Origin of the sequence: Streptomyces sp. NPDC006174 (assembly GCF_040614075.1) — a bacterium.
GTDB lineage: Bacteria > Actinomycetota > Actinomycetes > Streptomycetales > Streptomycetaceae > Streptomyces.
This window is the reverse complement of the sequence record NZ_JBEXTJ010000005.1, coordinates 338,171-359,749: the sequence shown is the minus strand read 5'-3', so window position 1 is coordinate 359,749 and position 21,579 is coordinate 338,171. Positions and strand designations below refer to the sequence as shown.

At 70.0% G+C, this 21,579-nt stretch carries 18 protein-coding genes; 12 read left to right on the top strand and 6 right to left on the bottom strand.

Features of this window, described 5'->3' with window-relative positions; translation table 11 throughout:
* Positions 1 to 34: 34 nt before the first annotated feature.
* From ABZ267_RS13850 to ABZ267_RS13840, 3 genes are read right to left on the bottom strand one after another with little or no spacing between them, the layout of a single operon-like run.
* Positions 35 to 1,060 carry an aldo/keto reductase gene (locus ABZ267_RS13850; protein WP_356752259.1) on the bottom strand — a complete coding sequence of 342 codons (1,026 nt, stop codon included), beginning with the start codon at positions 1,058 to 1,060 and terminating at the stop codon, positions 35 to 37.
* Positions 1,060 to 1,569: a MerR family transcriptional regulator gene (locus ABZ267_RS13845; RefSeq protein WP_356752257.1), complete on the bottom strand. Its 510-nt coding sequence runs from the start codon at positions 1,567 to 1,569 to the stop codon at positions 1,060 to 1,062. Before ABZ267_RS13845 ends, ABZ267_RS13850 begins: the two co-directional genes overlap by 1 nt.
* 51 nt (positions 1,570 to 1,620) lie before the next feature.
* The gene (locus ABZ267_RS13840; RefSeq protein ID WP_356752371.1) at positions 1,621 to 2,166 is read right to left on the bottom strand and encodes a hypothetical protein; all 546 of its coding nucleotides are present in this window, start codon (positions 2,164 to 2,166) and stop codon (positions 1,621 to 1,623) included.
* A gap of 147 nt (positions 2,167 to 2,313) precedes the next feature.
* Here ABZ267_RS13840 and ABZ267_RS13835 point away from each other — a divergent pair, with 147 nt between their 5' ends.
* The 4 genes from ABZ267_RS13835 to ABZ267_RS13820 all read left to right on the top strand — a co-directional run bounded on the left by ABZ267_RS13835 (position 2,314) and on the right by ABZ267_RS13820 (position 9,412).
* Positions 2,314 to 3,126: a serine hydrolase domain-containing protein gene (locus ABZ267_RS13835; RefSeq protein ID WP_356752255.1), complete on the top strand. Its 813-nt coding sequence runs from the start codon at positions 2,314 to 2,316 to the stop codon at positions 3,124 to 3,126.
* 1,529 nt (positions 3,127 to 4,655) lie between these two features.
* Positions 4,656 to 6,833 (top strand): trypsin-like serine protease, encoded by a 2,178-nt coding sequence (locus tag ABZ267_RS13830; RefSeq protein ID WP_356752254.1) that lies wholly within the window; start codon positions 4,656 to 4,658, stop codon positions 6,831 to 6,833.
* A 123-nt stretch (positions 6,834 to 6,956) separates the two neighbouring features.
* Positions 6,957 to 7,865 carry an alpha/beta hydrolase gene (locus ABZ267_RS13825; RefSeq protein WP_356752252.1) on the top strand — a complete coding sequence of 303 codons (909 nt, stop codon included), beginning with the start codon at positions 6,957 to 6,959 and terminating at the stop codon, positions 7,863 to 7,865.
* Between the two features lie 80 nt (positions 7,866 to 7,945).
* Positions 7,946 to 9,412, top strand: coding sequence for an FG-GAP-like repeat-containing protein (locus ABZ267_RS13820; protein ID WP_356752250.1), 1,467 nt, complete (start codon positions 7,946 to 7,948; stop codon positions 9,410 to 9,412).
* A gap of 36 nt (positions 9,413 to 9,448) precedes the next feature.
* Here the strand turns inward: ABZ267_RS13820 and ABZ267_RS13815 are convergent, their stop codons facing one another.
* Positions 9,449 to 10,108, bottom strand: coding sequence for a pirin family protein (locus ABZ267_RS13815; RefSeq protein WP_356752248.1), 660 nt, complete (start codon positions 10,106 to 10,108; stop codon positions 9,449 to 9,451).
* 181 nt (positions 10,109 to 10,289) lie between these two features.
* Here ABZ267_RS13815 and ABZ267_RS13810 point away from each other — a divergent pair, with 181 nt between their 5' ends.
* The 5 genes from ABZ267_RS13810 (at position 10,290) to fabF (ending at position 15,190) form a co-directional block, all read left to right on the top strand.
* Positions 10,290 to 11,489, top strand: coding sequence for a helix-turn-helix domain-containing protein (locus ABZ267_RS13810; RefSeq protein ID WP_356752246.1), 1,200 nt, complete (start codon positions 10,290 to 10,292; stop codon positions 11,487 to 11,489).
* Positions 11,490 to 11,578: 89 nt separating this feature from the next.
* Positions 11,579 to 12,496: an ACP S-malonyltransferase gene (locus ABZ267_RS13805; RefSeq protein ID WP_356752244.1), complete on the top strand. Its 918-nt coding sequence runs from the start codon at positions 11,579 to 11,581 to the stop codon at positions 12,494 to 12,496.
* A gap of 11 nt (positions 12,497 to 12,507) precedes the next feature.
* Positions 12,508 to 13,539: a ketoacyl-ACP synthase III gene (locus ABZ267_RS13800; protein WP_356752242.1), complete on the top strand. Its 1,032-nt coding sequence runs from the start codon at positions 12,508 to 12,510 to the stop codon at positions 13,537 to 13,539.
* A 63-nt stretch (positions 13,540 to 13,602) separates the two neighbouring features.
* Complete coding sequence (locus ABZ267_RS13795; protein ID WP_014045780.1) at positions 13,603 to 13,851, top strand: acyl carrier protein; 249 nt, start codon at positions 13,603 to 13,605, stop codon at positions 13,849 to 13,851.
* A gap of 76 nt (positions 13,852 to 13,927) precedes the next feature.
* Positions 13,928 to 15,190: a beta-ketoacyl-ACP synthase II gene (gene fabF, locus ABZ267_RS13790; protein WP_356752240.1), complete on the top strand. Its 1,263-nt coding sequence runs from the start codon at positions 13,928 to 13,930 to the stop codon at positions 15,188 to 15,190.
* A gap of 114 nt (positions 15,191 to 15,304) precedes the next feature.
* On the opposite strand, the gene ABZ267_RS13785 is transcribed toward fabF, so the two are convergent.
* Positions 15,305 to 15,799: a DUF3145 domain-containing protein gene (locus ABZ267_RS13785; RefSeq protein ID WP_084745747.1), complete on the bottom strand. Its 495-nt coding sequence runs from the start codon at positions 15,797 to 15,799 to the stop codon at positions 15,305 to 15,307.
* A gap of 399 nt (positions 15,800 to 16,198) precedes the next feature.
* On the opposite strand from ABZ267_RS13785, the gene ABZ267_RS13780 reads away from it, so the two are divergent.
* On the top strand, positions 16,199 to 17,110 hold the full coding sequence (locus tag ABZ267_RS13780) for an SGNH/GDSL hydrolase family protein (RefSeq protein WP_356752370.1): 912 nt from the start codon (positions 16,199 to 16,201) through the stop codon (positions 17,108 to 17,110).
* 97 nt (positions 17,111 to 17,207) lie between these two features.
* Positions 17,208 to 18,341: an amidinotransferase gene (locus ABZ267_RS13775; protein ID WP_356752238.1), complete on the top strand. Its 1,134-nt coding sequence runs from the start codon at positions 17,208 to 17,210 to the stop codon at positions 18,339 to 18,341.
* Here the strand turns inward: ABZ267_RS13775 and ABZ267_RS13770 are convergent.
* Entirely contained in the window at positions 18,329 to 20,809 is a 2,481-nt protein-coding gene (locus tag ABZ267_RS13770) for a glycoside hydrolase family 3 C-terminal domain-containing protein (RefSeq protein WP_356752236.1), read from the bottom strand. The two genes, ABZ267_RS13775 and ABZ267_RS13770, sit on opposite strands and share 13 nt — an antisense overlap.
* Positions 20,810 to 20,980: 171 nt before the next feature.
* On the opposite strand from ABZ267_RS13770, the gene ABZ267_RS13765 reads away from it, so the two are divergent.
* Positions 20,981 to 21,559 (top strand): TetR/AcrR family transcriptional regulator, encoded by a 579-nt coding sequence (locus ABZ267_RS13765; RefSeq protein ID WP_356752234.1) that lies wholly within the window; start codon positions 20,981 to 20,983, stop codon positions 21,557 to 21,559.
* Positions 21,560 to 21,579: the final 20 nt, after the last annotated feature.

The window sequence follows — 21,579 nt, the reverse complement described above, 5'->3', positions numbered from 1 at the left end:
GACCATGAGCCGGCCCTCCGGCCCATCGCCGCACCTACTCCCGCGCCGCCGACGTAAGGCTCATGTCCGGGTAGCGGTCCCCCGCCACCCGGCCCGCGATCGGCTCCAGCAGGGCCAGCTCCTCCGTCGTCAGCGTCAGCCGGGTCGCCGCCGCGTTCTCCAGGAGGCGGCTGCGCTTACGGGTGCCGGGGATCGGGACCACCGTCAGGCCGTGCACCCGGGCCCGCTGCTGCACCCAGGCGAGCGCCACCTGTGCGGCCGTCACCCCGCGAGCGGCGGCGATCTTGTGGACCGGCTCCAACAGGGCCGCGTTGGTGCGGGCGTTGTCGCCGGTGAAGCGGGGCTGCTGCTTACGGAAGTCGCCCTCGGACAGGTCCTTGCCCGCGTCGGTGAAGGACCCGGTGAGGAAGCCCCGGCCGAGCGGCGAGTACGGCACGAGCGTGACGCCGAGTTCCACCGCCGCGCCGAGCGCGCTCTTCTCGACGTCCCGGCTGAAGAGGGACCACTCCGACTGGAGCGCGGCGATCGGGTGCACGGCGTGCGCCTCGCGCAGCTCGGGGCCGGTCACCTCGCTCAGCCCGATCTGCTTGATCTTGCCCTGCTGGACCAGCTCCGCCATCGCGCCGATCGATTCGCCGAACGGGACGGCCGGGTCGTGGCGGTGCATGTAGTAGAGGTCGATGACGTCGGTGTTCAGCCGGCGCAGGCTCGCCTCGACGGCGGTCCGGATGTACGCCGGGTCGTTGCTCACGCCCCGGTAGCCGGGGTCGTCGGAGCGCATCAGCGCGTATTTGGTGGCGAGAGTGATCTCGTCGCGGTGGGCGCGCACGAAGGGGGCGAGGAACTCCTCGTTGGCGCCGCGGCCGTAGACGTCGGCAGTGTCGAAGAACGTGACGCCGGCTTCCAGGGCCGCGTCGAGGGTGTCGCGGGCGGAGCGCTCGTCGGTGTCACCGTAGAACTCGCTCATGCCCATGCAGCCGAGCCCTTGGACGCCGATCGTCGGCCCGCCGTCGCCGCCCAGCCGGACGGTTTCGATGGGCGCCATCTCGTTGTCGGTCATCAGGCGCTGTGCCTTTCCGGCGCCGTGCGGGCGCCCGCGTAGAACTCGATCTTGTGGTCGAGGACGGCGAGGGTGTCGTGGAGCTCGGCGATCCGCGTGATCACATCGCGGCGGGTCGACTCCAGCAGCTCCTGCCGCTGCTCGAAGGTGGACTCGCCCTCGCGGAGCAGCTCCGCGTACCGCACCATGTCGGCGACGGGCATCCCGGTCAGCCGCAGTTTGCCGACGAAGACCAGCCAGTCCAGGTCGCGGTTGGAGAAGCGGCGCTGGCCGGTGTGCGAGCGGTCGACGTGCGGCATCAGCCCGATCCGTTCGTACCAGCGCAAGGTGTGCGCGGTGAGCCCGGTGAAGGCGACGACCTCGCTGATCGTGTAACTGTCCTTGCCGGTGGGCCGGGGATGCGGCTTGGGCATGGCCGTACAGGCGTTCACGCCGGAAGTATCTGAGGAGGGCTGTGGCTGTGCGCTGGTCGCGGGGGTGCTCCGGGACGTTCCGTCGATCACCGTCATGCCCTCCACGCTAAATCCTTGGAGTGCACTCGAAGCAAGGAGAAACAGTGCTCAGAGTTCTTCCTCGGCCCGGGTGAGGGCGTCGGTGATCAGGCGGGTGGCGAACTCCCGGTCCTCGGCGATGCGGTTGATGTGCTCCGCGAGCAGGAAGCAGGTGGCCTCCAGCGGGGTCATCTCCGCCTCCGTCCACTTCCCGTACTGCTGGCGCCACAGGCTCGGGCTCAGGCCGGTGCCGGCGGCGATGACGAGACCCGCCATGGTGGGGATCGCCTCGGGGCGGATGCTCTGGGTCATCACGCGCATCGAGGCCACGAGCGGAGGGACCACGTACTCGATGACGTCCTTGTCGTGCTCCTCGTGCGCCTGGCGCAGCCAGGTCATGTACATGTAGATGAGAGTGCAGGCGCCGTCCAGCAGGTCATGGACGCTGCGCGGACCCATCGAGCTGGTGAAGTGCTTCATCAGCTCGCGCTGTTCGGCCCTGTCCTCGCTTTCGCTCGCACCCTCGTAGATGCTCCTGAGCCGGGAGTCGATCATCAGCAGCGCGGCGCCCACGTCGCCGGCGGGAGCGTGCTGGGGGCCGCAGGGCGATGACATGGTTGACACGGGAAGCCTCCTAGTCCGGCTGCGGTGCGCAGCGCTTCGCCTCCGCACAGTAGTCGGCCCAGGGGGCGGGAGTTGGCGACTTCGTCACCTTTCGGACGCGGTACGGGTGCTGCCTGCGCGAACGTTAGGCTCGGGCCCATGGAGAGCTTGCGGATCATCGACACCTGGCCCGTCCCGACCGCGGCGGCCGCCGTCGTACGGGCGGACGGCACCGTCCTCGGTACGCACGGGCCGACCGCGCACCGCTTCCCCCTCGCCTCGGTCACCAAGCCGCTCGCGGCCTACGCGGCGCTCGTGGCGTACGAGGAGGGAGCGGTCGAGCTGGACGAGCCGGCCGGGCCCGAGGGCTCCACGGTCCGCCACCTCCTGGCCCACACCAGCGGCCTCGCCTTCGACGAGCACCGGGTGACGGCCCCGCCCGGCGAGCGCCGCCTCTACTCCAACGCGGGCTTCGAGGTGCTGGGCGACCACATCGCGAAGGCGTCGGGCATTCCGTTCGCGGAGTACCTGCGCCAGGCCGTCCTGGAGCCGCTCGGCATGACGTCCACGACCCTGGACGGCTCACCCGCCCGCGACGGCGTCTCCACCGTGGACGACCTGGTCCGCTTCGCCGCCGAGGTCCAGGCCCCGCGCCTGCTCGACCCGCGTACGGTCCTCGAAGCCCAGAGCGTGGTCCACCCGGGCCTCAAGGGCGTCCTGCCGGGCTACGGCCACCAGAACCCGAACGACTGGGGCCTCGGCTTCGAGATCCGCGACGCCAAGTCCCCGCACTGGACAGGCGCTTCCTCCTCCCCGGCGACCTTCGGCCACTTCGGCCAGTCGGGCACGTTCCTGTGGATCGACCCGGTGGCCGGGGTGGCCTGCGTGGCACTGACGGACCGGGCCTTCGGGCCGTGGGCGGCGGAGGCGTGGACGCCGTTCACGGACGCGGTTCTCGCCGAACTGTCCTGAACCGGCTGCCGCCCAACTCGGGCGGCGTCAGGCGCTCGAACCAGACGGTCTTCCCGCTGCCGTCCCATGCTTGACGATGCCCCAGGCGTCGGCGTCGGCGTCGGCGTCGGCGTCGGCGTCGACCAGGATGAGCCCCGGCCCCGTCGTCCAGCGGGGTCACCGGTGATGGCGAGGGGGGGCATGGCCGGACTACTGTCCGCCCCTTCCGCCGCGTCGACGAGGAAGAGCAGTTCCCAGGCCTTGAGGTAGAGCCGCAGGACGCGACGTAGATGCCCGGCCGAGTGCTCGCCCAGGGTGAGGTCGGCGCGGCGGACGGGCTCCCCGGGATTCCTCCAGGGACACGTACAAACGCTCGAACCCGACGCTTCGCTCCGCGTCTGACGAGCTGACCTACCTCGATGAACACAACAATATTGCCGTAAGTTCACTTGAGCACGATCTTCCCTGCAGCCATGACACTGGCGCTACCAGCGCTGACGAGCTTCGAGACCTGGGCTCGGCCGTCAGACTCACCTGCCGTGCACCGACTCTTGGCCAAGCAGTTCTCCATATTTCCAAGGGTTCCCTTGAGGGCAGCCTCGCCAGCATTTTTGACACCGCCCCCTCCCCACTTATGACCCGCGAGACCTGAACTCGCCGGTCTTGTTGATCTGGCCCGACCCACCCCACGGTAGGAACGCATTCAGTTCTCCAGGTGCGCCATGGAGGGCCTTCTCAGCAGCTTCCTCCACCCCTGCACCGCCGGTTTTCCCCTACGCCATCACCAAGGCACGGTCGGCAGCCGTATCACGGCCGCGAATCAATACGAATTATTTCGGCACATTAACCCTTAACGGGTGGGTGAGCTTCCCGCTCGATCGCGCCTGCTCGTTACTCAAATCCTCAGCACAATTTCCACACGCTTCACACAATAATCTCGCACCGGGCCGCAAAGCCGTAAGTCTCGCCCTACCGCCGAACAGTGACAGGCCGAGCGACCTTACGATACGCAACGAAAGGCATAATGTCTGGAATCTAGCACTTGAGCAGCATGTGCAACATATTTGCCACTAGCTCCCCATCCCGTGCGGGGGTGAAGTTCTGCGACACGTATCGATTCGCAAGGGAAAGCAACCGACCACCTCGACCAGCACCCTGCTTGTGCTTTAATTCAAAAAAGAACGGGGCTTGCGCTCCCCGCTTCCCAGAGAGACACATGAGAGAAACCTGAATCCTTAAGGCAATTCCAGCCACATCATCGATCGCAGCGGTGATCGCATGTCCGCGCGTCGGACGCATCCAGCGTCGCCAGAGCCTCACCGCAAACCCTCTCTCGCCGCAACATACGGCCGAGGAGGCGCCGTCTGCGGTGAAGGAGGACTAGGTAGACGTCAAGGCCGGCAACACAATTCCGGCTGTGCCTGCTTGATTGTTTTTCATTCATGGACCATTAAACGTGAATTTCATTGACGGGCGGCAATCCAGGGAGTACCAGCGCCCTGCGGTCATGTCTCTTGCTCCAATCATTTTCCACCCATCAGGAAGACCCCATGCAACTCAGTTCGTCACGCGGCTCACGGGTCTGGCCCTTGCTGGCTGCGACCACCTCCATAAGCCTGCTCACCTTCGCTTTCCCCGCCCAAGCCATTGTAGGTACGCCGGTCGCCGACAAGTCCTACGGATTTGCCGCGAAGATCGAGATCGGCGAGGGAGACCTCGATCGCTCGTGCACCGGGGCTCTCGTCGATGTTCGGTGGATCCTCACAGCAGCAGCCTGCTTCACGAACGGGACCAGTGAACTCAAGTCAGGGAAACCTGGCGTGAAGACCACCGCTATCGTTGGTCGCACCGATCTCCAGGGGTCGGGCGGGCAGAGCCGCGAGGTCGTGAATCTGGTTCCCCACGGTTCACGTGGTCTGGTGCTGGCCCGTCTGAACACTCCTGTTACCGGAATTTCTCCGGTTGCGCTGGCCAAACAGGCCGCCGCTGCAGGCAATGTGCTGACGTCCGTAGGTTATGGGCGAACCAAAACCGAATGGGTGCCCAACAAGCTCCACTCCGGTTCCTTCACGGTCAACAGCGTTTCCGAGGACGCCGTCAACATCGTCGGAAACGGTGCGGGCAGCGCGATCTGCAAGGGGGACGCGGGTGGCCCCCTGCTCCGTGGAACGGGCGGTGCTGTCGAGCTTGTCGGTATCAGCACTGCTTCCCGGCAGGGCGGGTGCTTCGGAGAGACGGAGACCCGCACCGATGCCGTTGGTGCGCGCACGGACGGCCTGAGCCAGTGGGTCGCCGAAGCGGTCACGGGAGCCAGTGACTTCAACTGCGACGGGCAGCGCGACGTCGCGATCGCCGACCCCGACGCCGCGGTGAACGGTGCTGCGAAGGCCGGACGTGTGCAGCTGGTCCACGGCGGCGGCAAGGGCAACGCGGAACTGTCCCAGGCGCTGCCGGTCTTCTCCGGTTCCGCGGAGGCGAACGACCGCTTCGGCGGTTCGCTGGCGACGTTCGACCACAACCTCGACGGCTGCACCGACCTCGCCGTCGGCGTCCCCGGTGAGTCGATCGGTACCCAGGCCGGGGCCGGCGGTGTCCACATCGTCTACGGTTCGCCCGCCGGGCTCGGCAACGGCAAGGCGACGGTGAACCTGATCCAGGGCTCCGGCAGCGGCGCTCTGGCGGGGATGGGTGCGGAGGCGGGTGACCGGATGGGCGAGGCCATCGCCGCCGGGACCACCATCGCCGGTGTTCCGTACCTGGCGATCGGCGTGCCGGGCGAGGACGGTTCCGGATTCACCAACGCCGGTGCCGTGGTGTACCTGCACGGCACCGGGCTGACCAATGTTCTGATCAACCAGGACTCCGACGGCGTGCCCGGGGCGATGGAGAGCAACGACGAGTTCGGCGCCTCGCTCGCCGGGTCGCCCCAGCACCTGGCCATCGGCTCACCGGGAGAGGCGATCGGCAGCCTGGCCAGAGCCGGCGGTGTGGCCGTTTTCAACCACAAGCTGAACAGCGCCAAGATTCCCACGGGTCTCGCCGGGCTGGACCAGGATCTCGCCGAGATCCAGGACGGGTCCGAGGCCGGTGACACGTTCGGGTTCTCACTCAGCATGATCGCCTACCGGCCCAACGCGGCCGCGACCGGTACCGAGTCCCTGCTCGTCATCGGCATCCCGGGTGAGGGCACCACCACGGTCGACAACACCGGTCGTATCGATGTCGTCCGGCTGACTCCCACCGGCTTCAGCCAGCTGTCCGGAATCCACCAGGGCACCACGGACGTCTCCGGCTCCAACGAGGACGGCGACCGCTTCGGGCACACGGTGTCCGCCGTCACCACGAACCCCTCAGCGGTGAGCACCGCCACGAACACCCTGGTGGCGGTCGGAGTTCCCGGTGAAGACATCGGCACCGCGACGGACGCGGGAGGCATCATGACGTTCGGGCTGCTCGGAGCGCCGGGTGACTCCGACACCACCGTTCACCCGGGCCTCATGGGCCTGCCCGGTGCCCCGGTGACGGGGGAGAAGGTCGGCAGTGCGGTCACCGCCACCGGCACGCACCTCTACATCGGTGTCCCCGACGGGCCGACGGCTTACGGCCGCGCACACACCCTGCCGTTGGCGAACGCCATCGCCGGAGGCAGCGAGCCTGTCGTCACGTACGAGCCCGGCAAGGACGGACTCCCGGCGACCGGGCAGCGTTTCGGCGCCGGCATGCGCTGACTCCGCACCGCGGACAACAGCACCTTCCGGCCCCGGGAAACGCCGGTGGCGTTTGTCGGGGCCGTCCCCTGCCCAGCCGGAGTGATCAACCTCCTTCTCTCCCTTTCCTGAAAGAGACCTTTCGTGCGTCGTACTCTTCTGATCCTTGTGACCGCCGTGCTGGCGATCGTCGGCATCACGGCCGCAGCACCCGCACAGCCTGCCGTGACCAAGGTGGCGACGGCCGTGAAGGCCGAGGCCGTCACTCAGCAGTACGGGTCCCACCCCCGCCAGCGCCTGGACATCACCTGGAATCCGTCGCCCGCTCCCCGCCCGGCAGTCGTACTGATCACCGGCGGCTCCTGGTACACCCACGCCAGCTGGGCGACCAATGCGAAGCAGTTCGCCAACCAGGGCTTCCAGGTCTTCATCATGAATTACCGCCTCAACTTCGAAGCGGCCTGGCCCGCTCAGCGCGACGATGTGGCCAGTGCCGTGAAGTGGGTGCGTGACAACGCCGGCCGGTACGACGCCGACCCGGACAACGTTCTGATCGTGGGTTCGTCCGCCGGTGGGCAGCTGGCCACGGACGCCGCCACCCGCGGCACCAACGCCCTCGGTCTCAAGGGCGCCGTGGCTCTCTCCCCGGTCGCCTCGCCCTACCGGGCCTGGCAGGACGGCAACACCTCCACCGATGCCAGGATCCGCAAGCTCCGCGACAACGCCGCCATCCTGGCCCGCTGCTACCCGGACCCCGCCGACAACTCCACCGCCTACCGGGAGACCGGCTGCTGGGACACCTGGCGCGACATGGAGTCCAAGAACGCGGCAAGCAAGGGCGACGCACCGATGCTCCTGCTCCACTCCGACGGCGACTTCGTGCCCCCGGTGCACTCCACCGAGCTGGAGGCCGCCGCGAAGGCCGCAGGCGTTCCCGCCTCGGACGTGACCACGCGCATCGTCACCGGTTCCACCGCCCACGGGCAGGCCGTACTGGGCACTCCCGGCATGTTCGACACGGTCGTGTCCTGGCTCAAGGCCCGCACCTCCTGAGGCAGCTCCGCGGCTCCTCCTGAGACTTGAGGAGCCGTCAGGCGTACAGCTATTTCCCCACCTTCTCCAAGGAGCAGCAGATGAGTCGGCGTGCCCGAGCCGAACACACCGCCACCCGACAGCGTGCCCGCGTCGCGGTGGCCATCCTGGCCATGAGCGGTCTCGGCGCGGTGGTCTGGCCCGGGGCCGCCCAGGCGGCGCCCGGTGCGGCCACGGCGAGTCGATCCGACTTCGACAACGACGGATTCGACGACCTGATCGCCGGTGTCCCGCAGGCATCCTCCGCGGCCGGGCAGGTGTCCATCCTTCCCGGGAGCGGCAACGGCCCGTCGTCCACCGGGCTGAAGGTCATCACGCAGAGCAGTTCCGTTCCGGGTTCGCCCGAGCCCGGTGACCGCTTCGGCGCGGACGTCGCGTACGGGGACGTCGACGGCGACGGCCTCACCGATCTCGCCGTCGGATCTCCGGGCGAGGCGGACAGCGTGCACAAGGAGCGCGGCAACGTCATCGTCCTGACCGGCAGCAGCCGGCTCACCCAGGGCGACTACTTCACCACCGCCAACGACGACCCCCGCGACCCCACCGGGGCACGCCTCGGCACAGCGGTCGCGATGGGAGACATCACCGGTGACGGCCTGGACGACGTCGTGGGCGTCGGCCCGGGCGCCGGAGGCTCGGGCGGCTGGCTGGTATGGCGCGACAGCGCCACCAAGAAGGCCACCACCCTGCGCCTCACCTTCGAAGACCTCAACCATGTCGACGTCACGGCCGGCGACTTCAACGGCGACGGCTTCGACGACGTCGCCGTCACCACCGTCGATCGCCATGGACAGGCGAGAGCGTACGAATACCAGAGTGCCGGCCAAACCGGCCTCACCTACGCCATGGCCATCCAGATGGGCGCGGGCCGCACCATAGACTCCGGAGACATCAACCAGGACGGCCGGGACGACATCGTCGTCGGCCAGCCCTCCTCGCCCGAGGTCGCCCCTGCCTACGACCGCACCATCGGTGGCCAGGTCACGGTCAAGCTCGGCCAGGACTACGGCCTCTACTACCGCGGCCACACCACCTCCATCAGCCAGTCCACCCCCAACGTGCCCGGAGAAGCCGAGGAAGGCGACGCGATGGGCTCATCGGTCACCCTGCGCGACCTCGACGGTGACAAGACCCTCGACATCGTCACCGGCCTCCCCGGCCAGGACTCCACCGCCAACGGAGTCACCAGCGGCGACGCCGGAAGCGTCCTCCTCCTCCACCTGTCGACCACAGCCGACGGCATCGCGCTCACGTCCGCCACCAGCCTCAGCCAGGGCACCGGCGGCATCGGAGGCGCCGGCGAGCCCGACGACCGGCTGGGCAGCGCGGTCACCGCAGGCCACTTCACCGGAAACGGCACCACCGGCCTCGTCCTCGGAGCCTCCGGCGAGAACAACGGAGACGGCACCATGGTCTACCGCACCGTCACCGGCACCGCCACCTTCCTCAGCAGAAGCATCGCGGGAACTCCCACCGGAGGTCGGCTCGGCAGCGTCCTCACATCCTGACCGGACTCCGTGAGGTCCCGCTGCCGGTGTGGGAGCTCAGCCCGCCAGCTCCCACACCAGCAGCTCCGCCGCATCCGCCACCGCGGCCGCCTCCAGCCCCTCCGCGTCCGTGACCCGGGCCGCGTCACCCGGCCCCAATTCCTCACCGCCCAGCGCGACTCGGCCCCGCACCACATGCACGTACAGGCGTACGGCGTCCGGCAGCGCCGTGCGCTCGCCGCCGGTCAGCCGCCGCACGTGCAGCATCGCGCCGGCCGCGGGCACGGCGTACGGGGTCGAGTCGGCGATGCCGGGGACGACCGTGTACGAGGGTTCGCCGCCGGATTCCAGAGGGGCCAGCCACATCTGGAGGAAGGTCAACGGGGCCTCGTCGTCGTTGCGTTCGACGTGGCGGACTCCGGCGGCGGCGCTGAGGTGGGCCAGGTCTCCGGCCCGTACGACGGTGGAGTGACCGGCCGAGTCACGGTGGGTCAGCTCGCCCTCCACCACCCAGGTGACGATCTCCGTATGGCTGTGCGGGTGCTCGTCGAAGCCCGCACCGGCGGTGAGGCGCTCTTCGTTGCAGGCCAGAACCGGGCCGAAGCGGAGGTTGCCGGGGTCGTAGAAGGGGCCGAAGGAGAGGGCGTGCCGGGTCGTGATGCCTGCGTCCGGCTCGCCGCCCCGGTAGCGGTCCTCGGACCGGTGTACGGAAATCACCCGGCCACGGTAGCCCGGTGGCCCCTTTTCCGGGAGCGGCGACCACCGGACCGCGTGCTCCCGTACGGACCGGGCCGCGTGGTCCGGTACGCAACGGCCCGGACACCCCCGTACCGACCAGTAGGCGAGACCCTCGCCCCACCCCGCCGATCCACCGGCCCGATAAGGCAGTCTTGTCCTCGTGCCCCGACCCGATCCTGAGCATTCCGCCGCCCACGACGCCCACCTGCATGCCGCGACCCTGAAACGGCTGGAGCAGTCCTCCGGCCGGCTGGCCGCGAACGCGATTGCCCGCATGGACGAATCGCTGCCGTGGTACCGGGCGATGCCCCCGGAGAACCGGTCCTGGATCGGACTGGTCGCCCAGGCCGGTATCGCGGCGTTCACCGAGTGGTTCCGGCATCCGGAGACCCCGCAGGCCATCTCGACCGATGTGTTCGGCACGGCCCCGCGTGAGCTGACCCGGGCGATCACGCTGCGGCAGACCGTCGAGATGGTGCGGACGACGATCGAGGTCATGGAGGCCGCGATCGAGGAGGTGGCGGCGCCGGGCGACGAGTCGGTGCTGCGGGAGGCGCTGCTCGTCTACGCGCGGGAGATCGCCTTCGCCACCGCCCAGGTCTACGCCCAGGCCGCCGAGGCCCGCGGTGCCTGGGACGCGCGGCTGGAGTCGCTCGTGGTGAACGCGGTGCTCTCCGGCGAGGCGGACGAAGGGGCCGTGTCCCGGGCCGCCGCGCTCGGCTGGAACTCGCCCGAGCACGTCTGCGTCATCCTCGGCACCGCGCCAGACGGCGACAGCGAGCTGACCGTGGAGGCGATCCGGCGGGCCGCCCGGCATGCCAAGCTCCAGGTCCTCACCGGCGTACTCGGCAACCGGCTCGTCGTCATCGCCGGCGGCAGCGACAACCCGCTCCAGGTCGCGAAGGGCCTGATCGGGCCGTACGCGGCCGGGCCGGTCGTCGCCGGACCGGTCGTGCCGGACCTGCTGGCGGCCACCCGGTCCGCACAGGCCGCGGCGGCCGGGCTGAAGGCCGGCCTGGCGTGGCAGGACGCGCCGCGTCCGGTGCTGGCGGACGATCTCCTGCCCGAGCGCGCGATGGCCGGGGACCCTGCCGCGCGGGACCAGTTGGTGGAGGAGATCTACAGACCGCTGGAGGAAGCCGGTTCGGCGCTGCTGGAGACGCTGAGTGTCTATCTGGAGCAGGCGAGCAGTCTGGAGGGGGCGGCGCGGATGCTTTTCGTCCACCCCAACACCGTGCGCTACCGGCTACGACGTGTGACCGACGTCACCGGCTGGTCACCCTCCGATGTCCGCTCCGCGTTCACCCTGCGGATCGCCCTGATCCTGGGGCGCTTGGCCGCGGCGGATCCTCAGTCCTAGACTTTTGTCGGACTTCAACAATTCCCCTGACGGTTCTTCGTCCCTGTCCCCACGGGCGTACGGGGCCGTCCACAAGAGAGAGTGTGAGGGTGCTCGTACTCGTCGCTCCCGGCCAAGGCGCTCAGACGCCCGGCTTCCTGACTCCCTGGCTCGACCTCCCCGGTGCCGCCGACCGCATCGCGGCGTGGTCCGACGCCATCGGGCTCGACCTTGCCCACTACGGCACGCAGGCCGACGCGGACGAGATCCGCGACACGGCCGTCGCCCAGCCGCTCCTGGTCGCCGCGGGCCTGCTCTCGGCCGCCGCCCTGGACGCGCCCTCCCCCGACGTCGTCGCGGGTCACAGCGTCGGTGAGATCACCGCCGCCACGATCGCCGGTGTCATCGACGACGAGGCGGCGCTCCGCTTCGTCCGGACCCGTGGGCTCGGCATGGCCGAGGCCGCCGCGGTCACCGAGACCGGTATGGCGGCCCTGCTCGGCGGCGACCCCGCCGTCACGGTCCCGCACCTGGAGAAGCTCGGCCTGACGCCCGCCAACGTCAACGGCGGCGGCCAGATCGTCGCCGCCGGCACCGCGGCCCAGATCGCCGCCCTGGAGGCCGACAAGCCCGAAGGCGTACGCCGGGTCGTCGCGCTGAAGGTGGCCGGCGCGTTCCACACGCACCACATGGCCCCGGCCGTGGAGAAGCTCCGCGCGGCCGTCGGGGACCTCACGGTCACCGACCCGGTCGTGCGGTACGTGTCCAACGCCGACGGACACACGGTCGCCACCGGCACCGAGGTCATCGCCCGGCTGGTCGGCCAGGTCGCCAACCCGGTCCGCTGGGACCTGTGCATGGAGACCTTCCAGGAGCTCGGCGTGACCGCGCTGGTCGAGCTGAGCCCCGGCGGCACCCTCACCGGACTCGCCAAGCGGGCGCTGCCCGGTGTGAAGACGCTCGCGCTCAAGACCCCCGACGACCTCGACGCCGCCCGCGCGCTCATCTCCGAGCACGCAGGCGCCTAAGGAGCCCGAGCATGTCGAAGATCAAGCCCAGCAAGGGCGCCCCGTACGCGCGCATCCTCGGGGTCGGCGGCTACCGTCCGACCCGGGTCGTGCCGAACGAGGTGATCCTCGAGACGATCGACTCCTCCGACGAGTGGATCCGCTCCCGCTCCGGCATCGTCACCCGCCACTGGGCCTCCGACGAGGAGACCGTGGCGATGATGTCGATCGAGGCGTCCGGCAAGGCCATCGCGGACGCGGGCATCGACCCCGAGCAGATCGGCGCGGTCGTCGTCTCGACCGTCTCGCACTTCAAGCAGACCCCGGCCGTCGCCACCGAGATCGCCCACAAGATCGGCTCGGGCAAGCCCGCCGCCTTCGACATCTCGGCCGGCTGCGCGGGCTTCGGCTACGGCCTGACCCTCGCCAAGGGCATGATCGTCGAGGGCTCGGCGGAGTACGTCCTCGTCATCGGCGTGGAGCGGCTCAGCGACCTGACCGACCTGGAGGACCGCGCGACGGCCTTCCTCTTCGGTGACGGCGCGGGCGCGGTCGTCGTCGGCCCCTCGCAGGAGCCGGCCATCGGCCCGACCGTGTGGGGCTCCGAGGGCGACAAGTCCGAGACCATCAAGCAGACGGTGTCCTGGAACGAGCTGCACATCGGCGACGTCTCCAAGCTGCCGCTCGACTCCAAGGGCGAGATCAAGTTCCCGGCCATCACGCAGGAGGGCCAGGCGGTCTTCCGCTGGGCCGTCTACGAGATGGCGAAGGTCGCCCAGCAGGCGCTGGAAGCGGCCGGGATCTCACCCGAAGACCTGGACGTCTTCATTCCGCACCAGGCCAACATGCGGATCATCGACTCGATGGTGAAGACCCTGAAGCTGCCGGAACACGTCACGGTCGCCCGTGACATCGAGTCCACCGGCAACACGTCCGCCGCCTCGATCCCGCTCGCGATGGAGCGGCTCCTGGCGACCGGTCAGGCGAAGAGCGGCGACACCGCGCTCGTCATCGGCTTCGGGGCGGGTCTCGTCTACGCCGCGACGGTCGTTACCCTCCCCTAGGCACCCCGGACCTTCCGGTCCGTACGCACGAACCCTGAAGAAACCCACCGAAGGAGCGCCAAGATGGCCGCCACGCAGGAAGAGATCGTCACCGGTCTCGCCGAGATCGTCAACGAGATCGCCGGTATCCCGGTCGAGGACGTCCAGCTGGACAAGTCCTTCACCGACGACCTGGACGTCGACTCGCTCTCCATGGTCGAGGTCGTCGTCGCCGCCGAGGAGCGCTTCGACGTCAAGATCCCCGACGAGGACGTCAAGAACCTCAAGACGGTCGGCGACGCCGCCGACTACATCCTGAAGCACCAGGGCTGATCCCAGCCCGGCTGTGTCGCCACCCGGCGGTGGCGCCGCTGATTCACGACCCTCTACACGTGGAGAAGATTTTCCAGTGAACTCGACCAATCGCACCGTGGTCGTCACCGGTATCGGCGCAACCACTCCGCTGGGTGGCGACTCCGCATCGACCTGGGAAGGTCTGATGGCCGGCCGGTCCGGCGTCAAGCCTCTCGAAGGCGAGCGTTTCGCCGAACTGCCCGTCCGGATCGCCGCCCTCGCGGCCGTCGACCCGAACGACGTACTGCCCCGCCCGCTCGCCCGCAAGCTGGACCGCTCGGCGCAGTTCGCGCTGATCGCGGCCCGTGAAGCCTGGGCCGACGCGGGCTTCACCGCCAAGGCCGGCGAGGACGAGTCCATCGCCCCCGAGCGCCTCGGCTCGGTCATCGCCTCCGGCATCGGCGGCGTGATCACCCTGCTCGACCAGTACGACGTGCTGAAGGAGAAGGGCGTACGCCGCGTCTCCCCGCACACCGTTCCCATGCTCATGCCCAACGGTCCGGCGGCCAACGTCGGGCTGGAGGTCAACGCCCAGGCCGGTGTCCACACGCCGGTCTCCGCCTGCGCGTCCGGCGCCGAGGCCATCGGGTACGCCGTCGAGATGATCCGCACCGGTCGTGCCGACGTGGTCGTGGCCGGCGGCACCGAGGCGGCGATCCACCCGCTGCCGATCGCGGCCTTCGCCAACATGATGGCGATGTCCAAGAGCAACGACGAGCCGGAGAAGGCCGCGCGCCCGTACGACACCGGCCGGGACGGCTTCGTCCTCGGTGAGGGCGCGGGCGTCGTCATCCTGGAGTCGGCCGAGCACGCCGCCAAGCGCGGCGCCAAGGTCTACTGCGAGGTGCTGGGCCAGGGCCTGTCGGCCGACGCGCACCACATCGCGCAGCCCGAGCCGACCGGCCGGGGCATCGCGGCCGCCATGCAGAACCTGCTGGACTCCAGTGACCTCAAGCCGTCCGAGGTGGTCCACCTCAACGCGCACGCCACGTCGACGCCGCAGGGTGACATCGCGGAGATCAAGGCGCTGCGGAAGGTGCTGGGCGACGACCTGGACCATGTCGCGATCTCGGCGACGAAGTCGATGACGGGTCACCTGCTCGGTGGTGCGGGCGGTATCGAGACGGTGGCCACCGTGCTCGCGCTGCACCACCGGATCGCTCCGCCGACCATCAACGTCGACGAGCTGGACGAGGCGATCGACGCGGACATCGTGCGCGGTGAGCCTCGGGTGCTGCCCGAGGGCCCGATCGCGGCCATCAACAACTCGTTCGGGTTCGGTGGGCACAACGTGGTGCTGGCGTTCCGGTCCGTCTGACCCCTGCTTTTACGGGTGAAGCCCGCTTCCCGGTTGTCGGGGAGCGGGCTTCCGCGTGTTTCGGGGCGCTGCCCCGGACCCCGCTCCTCAATCGCCCGGAGGGGCTTGATTCGGTTACACCACCTGGTGCAGCCAGCGAACAGGCGCGCCCTCGCCCGCGTGGCGGAAGGACTCCAGCTCGTCGTCCCACGGCTTGCCGAGAAGGGAGGCGATCTCGGCCTCCAGGTCGCTCTCGCCGCGCGTCGAGCGGGCCAGGGCCGCGCGCAGGCGGTCCTCGGGGATCAGGATGTCACCGTGCATGCCGGTGACGGCGTGGAAGATGCCGAGGCCAGGAGTGGAGCTGTAGCGCTCGCCCTCGGCGGTGGGGCACGGCTCGGCGGTCACCTCGAAGCGGAGCAGGTCCCAGCCGCGCAGAGCGGAGGCGAGCTGCGAGGCGGTGCCGGCGCGGCCCTTCCAGGAGAACTCGGACCGCCAGGTGCCGGGCGCGGCCGGCTGTCTGATCCAGTCCAGCTGGACCCGCACACCGAGGACGCCCGCCACTGCCCACTCGACATGTGGGCACAGCGCGCGCGGGGCGGAGTGAACGTACAGGACTCCACGTGTCGTCACCGGAACCTCCCATGTGGGACGAGGTACGCCTTCCCCAGCGGCCTCGCGTCCGTACCGTCTCTTTCCGGCCAGGGCCCGAGGTTGTCATCAGTAAACAGCATCGGGAGTTAATCTCCTGAAAAGGGACAGTGTGTGACGTGACGAAATGTACCGGAGCCACCCGCCGTGACGAGGTGGCGAACGGTGCCACTGGTTCGACGGGGAAAAGCTACCGTGCGCGGGGGCCGTCCGTGTGACGTACCGTCGGTCCGGGCCCTCTGATTCGCCGGCTTTCACCCGGCAGGGCGCGCACGGCCACGACCTGGGGATCGTGGGCTTGCCGGGGGCATGACCAGAGGCATAAACCAGGGGTTGACCGGAGGGGAACGACGGATGACGGAGCGTGCGACACGCCCACGGATGCGCCGCCGCGTGGCGGCGTCGGCGGCCCTCTCGTTCGTCGCCGTCGCCGCGCTGGCCGGATGCAGTGGCGAGAGCTCAGGTGACGGCGTGTCACGGAACGCACCCGCCACCTCCTCCTCATCGCCCTCACCAACCCCGTCCCCCTCCCCCGCCTCCGGCTGGAACCCGAAGCCCGGATCCGTGGCAGCCGTCGGCGACTCCATCACCCGGGGCTTCGACGCCTGCTCGATGCTGGCGGACTGCCCCGAGGTGTCCTGGGCCACCGGCAGCGACAGCCTGGTGCGGAGTCTCGCCGTCCGGCTGCTGGGCTCGACGAAGGCGGCCGACCGGAGTACGAACCACGCGGTGTCGGGCGCCCGGATGGTCCAGCTGCCGGAGCAGATGGCGCTGGCGGCGAAGGAGCGGCCGGAGCTGGTCACCGTGATGATGGGCGCGAACGACGCCTGCCGGGACTCGGTGCGGCTGATGACGCCCGTCGCGGACTTCCAGGCGTCCTTCGAGGCGTCGATGCGGCAGCTGCGGGCCGGAGCGCCGAAGGCGCAGGTGTACGTGGCCAGCGTGCCGGACCTGAAGCGGCTCTGGTCGACCGGGCGGCTGGACGAAGGGGCCAAGAGGATCTGGAGCCTCGGCATCTGCCGGTCGATGCTGGCGGACGCGGACGACCTGGGACCGGCGGCCGTGGCGCGGCGGGACGCGGTGCGGGACCGGGTGATGGCGTACAACGAGGTGCTGCGGGACGTCTGCGCGAAGGACCGGCACTGCCGGTACGACGGCGGCGCGGTCTTCGACTTCCGCTTCACCGGGACCCAGCTCAGCCCGTGGGACTGGTTCCATCCCAGCCGCGACGGCCAGGCCCGGCTGGCGGAGATCGCCTACCGCACCATCACGGCCGCCGAGCCGCCCGCGTAGGACCCGCTGCGCGGGACCCGACGGGTGGCGGTACCCCGCTCTCCCCCTTCACCATGGGGAGCGTGACGTGCCCGTCGGCGACCGAGGGTGGTTGATGATGACGACAGTGGAGCAGAGGCCCGGTACGCCGGACGCCGAGGACACCGCCCCGCTCGTCTCTCCGGTCAGCTCGCACAACGAGTGGGACCCGCTGGAGGAGATCGTCGTCGGGCGGCTCGACGACGCGACGATCCCGTCCAGCCATCCCGTCGTCTCCTGCAACATCCCGCCATGGGCGGCCCGCTTCCAAGGGCTCGCGGCCGGCTACAAGTACCCGCGCCGGCTGATCGAGCCCGCGCAGCAGGAGCTGGACGGGTTCGTCTCGCTGCTCCACTCCCTCGGCATCACCGTCACCCGTCCGGACGCGGTCGACCACCGGAAGCGGTTCGCCACTCCGGACTGGTCCTCGCGCGGCTTCTGCAACACCTGTCCGCGCGACAGCATGCTGGTCATCGGCGACGAGATCATCGAGACCCCGATGGCGTGGCCGTGCCGGTACTTCGAGACGCACTCCTACCGCCGGATCCTCAAGGACTACTTCCGGCGCGGAGCCCGCTGGACCGCCGCGCCGAAACCGCAGCTGACGGACGAGCTCTTCGAGCCGGACTTCCGTACGCCAGGCGCCGACGAGGCCATGCGGTACATCCTCACCGAGTTCGAGCCGGTCTTCGACGCGGCGGATTTCGTCCGCGCGGGACGCGATCTCTTCGTGACGCGCTCCAACGTCACCAACGGCATGGGCATCGAGTGGCTGCGCCGCCACCTGGGGCCCGGTTACCGCATCCACGAGATCGAGAGCCGCTGCCGTACGCCCATGCACATCGACACGACGTTCCTCGTGCTGGCGCCCGGCAAGGCGCTGGTCAACCCGGACTACATCGACGTCGACCGGCTGCCCGCCGTTCTGGACTCCTGGGACATCCTGGTCGCGCCCGAGCCCGAGCCGGTCAAGGATCTCGTGCTCCGGACCACCTCGATGTGCGGCAAGTGGCTGAGCATGAACATCCTCATGGTCGACGAGAAGCGGGTCATCGCGGAGCGCCACCACACCGGGATGCTGCGGGCGCTGGAGCGGTGGGGCTTCGAGCCGATCCCGTGCGACCTGATGCACTACGCGCCGTTCGGCGGCTCCTTCCACTGCGCGACGCTCGATGTGCGGCGGCGCGGAACGCTGGAGTCCTACTTCGACTGATCCGCCGTGACCGTCACCTTCGTGGTGGCCCGGACGTCGGTCAGTGAGCGGGCCGCCTGCACCTCGTACGTGCCGGGGACGGTCGTCCAGCCGTACGTCTCCTCGTCCCAGACCTGGTACGCGCGGTGCTCGACGGGGACCGTGACCTCCACGCTCTCGCCGGGGCCCGCCGTGACCCGGGCGAAGCCGGCGAGCCAGCGGGCCGGGCGCTCGGGGGCGCCGGAAACCGCTTCCGGCGCCAGGTAGATCTGGACGGTGTCGCTGCCGGGACGGTGGCCGGTGTTGCGGACGTGGACGGTGACCGAGTCCGGGGCGGCGGTGACGGCGTCGTACTCCCAGGTGGTGTAGCCGAGGCCGTGACCGAAAGCGTACGCCGGTGTGGTGCCTGCCTGCTCCCAGGCGCGGTAACCGATGAAGACGCCTTCGCTGTACGGGAGTTCGCCGTTGGTGGGTGCGGTGGCGGAGACCGGGACGTCGGCCAGGGCCACGGGCCAGGTGGTCGGGAGGCGGCCGCCCGGCTCTTCCTCTCCGCGCAGTACGTCGGCGAGCGCGTGGCCCGCCTCCTGGCCCGGGAACCAGGCCAGCAGGACCGCGGCGACCTCGTGGCGCCAGGGCAGCTCCACCGGAGAGCCGGCGTTGACGATGACGACCGTACGCGGGTTGGCGGCGGCGACCGCGTGGACCAAGGCGTCCTGGTGGCCCGGGAGCTTCAGGTCGGTGCGGTCGAAGCCCTCGGACTCGACGCGTTCGGTGGTGCCGACGACGACGATCGCGGTGTCCGCCGTACGGGCCGCCTCGACGGCCTCGGCGATCAGCTCGTCCGGGTCGCGGAGCGGCGCCAGGTGGACGAGCGAGAAGGCGACACCCTTGAGCGGGTGGCCGGTGGCAGGGCCGGGGCGGTGGCTCAGAGAGACCCGGACCGGAGTGCCTTCGGTGAGCGGGAGGCGGCCGCGTTCGACCGGCTCGTTGAGGAAGGCGCCGAGCGGGTCGGTGCCGGGTGCTCGGTCCTGGGTGCCGTCGAAGAGCGGGCGGTCGTCGACGGTGAGCGCGAAGGAGCCGGTGCCGCGCGTGCCGAAGGTGTGCTCGCCGCTCTCGCGCGGCGTGAAGGTGCCGGTGATCTCGACGGTGTCCAGGGTGTCGTGGGTGACGCCTTCGGGCAGGTCGGCGCCGATCCACTGGATCTGGCCGCTGGGCAGCGGGACGGTGGCGAGGACGGTTCCGCCGGCGTCGCGGCAGGCGGCGGTGAGGTCGAACCCGGCCTCGGCGACGGCCAGTTCGTCGCTCGGGTCGGCGCCGACCGCGTACGTCAGCGCGCCTTCGGGAAGTGCGGCCGTCAGTCCGTCGAGCGGCGGGACCACATGGTCCGGGAAGACCAGCGCCGAGCCGCCGCCGAGCACGCGGGCGTCCCGGGCCAGCGCGCCGGAGAGCGCGACGGTGGCGCCGGGTGCGAGCGGGAGGACGCCGCTCTCGTTGCGTACGAGCACGAAGGAGCGGCGGGCGATCTCGCGGGCCAGCGCCTCGCCGTCCACGGGCGCGGGCAGGTCGGCGGAGTCCACGGCGGGCGGGGCCGACTCCAGGGCACCGGTGCGGGCGGCGAGCAGCAGGACGTTCCGCACGGCGATGTCGACGATCTTCTCGTCCACCTCGCCCGCTCGGACGGCGTCGGCCAGCGCCTCGCCGTAGACCGTGCGCGGGCCGGGCATCGCGGCGTCCAGGCCGCCGGTGATGGCGCCGACGGTGGTCCGGGCGGCGAGCCAGTCGGAGACGATGAAGCCGTCGAAACCCCATTCGCCGCGCAGGACGGCGTTCTGGAGGTAGCGGTGCTCGGTCATCGTGGAGCCGTTGACCTGGTTGTAGGCGGCCATGATGCCCCAGGGACGGGCGTTCTTGACGATCCGCTCGAAGGGCGCGAGGTAGAGCTCGCGCAGCGGTCGCGGGGCGACGACGTTGTTGACGGTGAAGCGGTCGGTCTCGGCGTCGTTGGCCACGAAGTGCTTGACGGTGGTGCCGACCCCGCCGTCCTGGACGCCTCGGACGTAACCGGTGCCGATCTCGCCGGTGAGGTACGGGTCCTCGCTGTACGCCTCGAAGTGGCGGCCGCCGAGCGGCGTGCGGTGCAGGTTGACCGTAGGAGCGAGCAGCACGTGGACGCCCTTGCGACGGGCCTCCTGAGCGAGCAGGCGGCCCGCGCGCCGGGCCAGCTCCGGGTCCCAGGTGGCGGCGAGCGCGGTGGGCGAAGGCAGCGCGATGGAAGGGTCGGCGGCGGTCCAGCGGACGCCACGGACGCCGATCGGGCCGTCCGACATCACCAGGGAGCGCAGGCCGATCGCCGGCAGAGCGGGCAGCGACCACAGGTCCTGACCGGCCAGGAGACGCGCCTTGTCGTCGAGGTCGAGCGCGGCGAGGGCCGTGTCAACGGCGGTCCGACGGAGGGCCTCGGAGTTGCTGGTGCTGGACGCGGCTGCCACGGCCGTACCTCCTGGTCGAGTCCGGTGGAGGTCTCCATGGTGTCGCGGAGACCGGTACAACGGTAGGTTTTGTTATGTCTTCGTTACGTCAACGAGTGCGAGGACGGTGATGGCGTACGGTCCAGATGGGCGCGGCCGACGTGGGGCCGGGCGGCACGGAAGGGGCCGGTGATGGCACGGGCCAGGAGCGAGGAGCGGCGGGCCGGGATCCTGCGGGCCACCCTCGAAGTGATCGCCGAGCGCGGCTACCGGGGCGCGACGCTGGGTGCGGTGGCCGAGCGGGTGGGGCTGACCCAGCAAGGACTGCTGCACTACTTCCCGACGAAGGAAGCGCTGCTGGTGGCGGTGTTGGAGGACCGGGACCGCTGGGACACCGGCGGCCGGGGCGGTGCGGACGGGGCCTGGCGGCTGGAGCTGCTCGGTTCGCTGGTGGAGTACAACGCGATGCGGCCGGTGATCGTGCGGACCTTCTCGGCGCTGCTCGGCGAGAGCGTGACGGAGGACCACCCGGCCCGCGAGTTCTTCACCCGCCGCTACAGCCAGGTCCGCGCGGGCATGGCCGCCACTCTGCGCGCCGAGTACGGCGACACGCTGCCGGGCGGGCTCAGCCCGGAGCGGGCGGCGGTGCTGCTGGTGGCGGTGATGGACGGGTTGCAGTACCAGTGGCTGCTGGACCCGGAGGCGGTGGACATGCCGGAGGCGTTCGCGGACTTCCTGGGGCTGCTGAAAGGGCCCGAGGACCCTTCGTAGAGCTGAAGCCCCTTCAGCTG

Coding starts and splice junctions, on each gene's coding strand:
- ABZ267_RS13850 (WP_356752259.1), bottom strand. CDS start 1,060: ATGACCGACAACGAGATGGCGCCCATCGAAACCGTCCGGCTGGGCGGC.
- ABZ267_RS13845 (WP_356752257.1), bottom strand. CDS start 1,569: ATGACGGTGATCGACGGAACGTCCCGGAGCACCCCCGCGACCAGCGCA.
- ABZ267_RS13840 (WP_356752371.1), bottom strand. CDS start 2,166: ATGTCATCGCCCTGCGGCCCCCAGCACGCTCCCGCCGGCGACGTGGGC.
- ABZ267_RS13835 (WP_356752255.1), top strand. CDS start 2,314: ATGGAGAGCTTGCGGATCATCGACACCTGGCCCGTCCCGACCGCGGCG.
- ABZ267_RS13830 (WP_356752254.1), top strand. CDS start 4,656: ATGCAACTCAGTTCGTCACGCGGCTCACGGGTCTGGCCCTTGCTGGCT.
- ABZ267_RS13820 (WP_356752250.1), top strand. CDS start 7,946: ATGAGTCGGCGTGCCCGAGCCGAACACACCGCCACCCGACAGCGTGCC.
- ABZ267_RS13800 (WP_356752242.1), top strand. CDS start 12,508: ATGTCGAAGATCAAGCCCAGCAAGGGCGCCCCGTACGCGCGCATCCTC.
- ABZ267_RS13795 (WP_014045780.1), top strand. CDS start 13,603: ATGGCCGCCACGCAGGAAGAGATCGTCACCGGTCTCGCCGAGATCGTC.
- ABZ267_RS13780 (WP_356752370.1), top strand. CDS start 16,199: ATGCGCCGCCGCGTGGCGGCGTCGGCGGCCCTCTCGTTCGTCGCCGTC.
- ABZ267_RS13775 (WP_356752238.1), top strand. CDS start 17,208: ATGACGACAGTGGAGCAGAGGCCCGGTACGCCGGACGCCGAGGACACC.
- ABZ267_RS13765 (WP_356752234.1), top strand. CDS start 20,981: ATGGCACGGGCCAGGAGCGAGGAGCGGCGGGCCGGGATCCTGCGGGCC.